Raw genomic sequence first — 1,519 nt, forward strand, 5'->3', positions numbered from 1 at the left:
TGGTCAGCCGGGTGCGGGGATGGCCGCGATCCGGGCGAACGCGGCGGTGATCTGTTCGGCCCAGGGCCAGGTCGGTGGGATGCGTAGTCGGCGGCGGCGTTGGCCGTGGACCAGGCGCGCGGCGGTGTGCAGCAGGCGGTAGCGCAGGGTCTTCGGTTCGCAGCGGGCCAGGTCACCGGTCAGGGCGAGGATCTGCAGCCAGGCGATCAGGTCGGCGGCGATCGCGGCGAGGGTGCACCACGCCTGGTTGATGGCGAACTCGCGGGAGGGTAGTCGGCGTAGGCCGGTGTCCTTGGCGCAGCGGATCCGGTCCTCGACTCGGGCGTGGGCGCGGTGGCGGGCTTCCAGCCACTGCAGGGCGCCGAGGGTGGTGTTGGTGACGAACGCGGTGTAGCGCCAGCCGTCGCGTTCCTCGAACAGCGTCAACTGGGCGCCGGGGTGCGGCCGTTCCCGGCGGACGATGACCCGCATCCCGGCAGGCCAGCCGGTCAGGGTGAGCAGGCCGGTCAACTCGGCGACGTGCGCGCCGTCGCGTAGGCCACCGTCGGCGTTGATCGCCGGTGCCCAGGCCGAGGTGGGAACGCCGGTGATCGCCTGGCGTTCCGCCTCACCGATGGACCAGCCGATCGAGTACTCCACCGTGCGGCCCCGCTTGACGTCCTGGGTGGTGAGCCAGTCGAGCACGGCGTGGGTGGCGCCGGCCGAGTCGGCCCGCACCAGCAGATGCCGCCGGTGCGCGGCGGGGACCTGCGCGAACGCCTCGCCCAGCACGTGCAGGTGATCGGCGGCGGTGTTCGCCCCCGCGTTACCCGGCCGCAACTGGATGGCCAGCATTTCCCCGGTGTTGTCGCAGGTAACCAGCAAGGGATGGAATCCGAAGGTGCGTTTGTAGGTCTTGTCCGCGCCTTCCTTCTCACTGTGCGCGACCAGCAGGGTCGCGTCGACGTCCAGGACCACCACCCCGGCCTCGACGTCCCGACCCGCGGCCCGGGCGGCCGGCAACCGGTCGAACAGCGACCACACCCGGGCCCGTACCTTCGCCCGAGCCCGGGCGATCCGGCGCACCCGTACGTCGTCGACCTCGTCAAGGGCCCGCCAACAGGTCGCCGGCGAGGCCACCCGTCCGAACACGTCTGCCTGATGCCGGACCACGTCGATGTCGGCGATCGCCTCACCACCGTCAGCGATCATCACCGCGAGATCGGTCAAGACACGACCCCGGTCCCGCCCTGGCGTGAACCCCCGACGCGCCACCGCCCGCGACAACGCCCCGGTCAGGCCGGTCCTGTCCGCCAACGCGCGCAGCAACACCAACCCGGCGTGCGACACCACACCACGACCACCGACCTCGACAGACAAACCTTTGGACCAATCGGTACTCTGCACCTACGAAGTGCCTTCCGCGCGTGGAACTCTGAACGACTCGACACCGGTCAGTTTTCCTTACGCGGCAGGCACTTCGCTGTCTCTACAGACCCTTCCCAACCCTCAAGATCACGGCCACCGTGAAAGACCGAGG

General features: G+C 70.2%; 1 protein-coding gene. It reads right to left on the reverse strand.

Translation table 11 applies throughout. From position 1 onward, the window contains the following. Window positions 1–3: 3 nt before the first annotated feature. Window positions 4–1,386: an IS1380 family transposase gene (locus tag ACFOX0_RS34085; RefSeq protein ID WP_377553796.1), complete on the reverse strand. Its 1,383-nt coding sequence runs from the start codon at window positions 1,384–1,386 to the stop codon at window positions 4–6. Window positions 1,387–1,519: the final 133 nt, after the last annotated feature.

It is taken from the genome of Micromonospora zhanjiangensis, assembly GCF_042650605.1.
GTDB classification, from domain to species: domain Bacteria; phylum Actinomycetota; class Actinomycetes; order Mycobacteriales; family Micromonosporaceae; genus Micromonospora_J; species Micromonospora_J zhanjiangensis.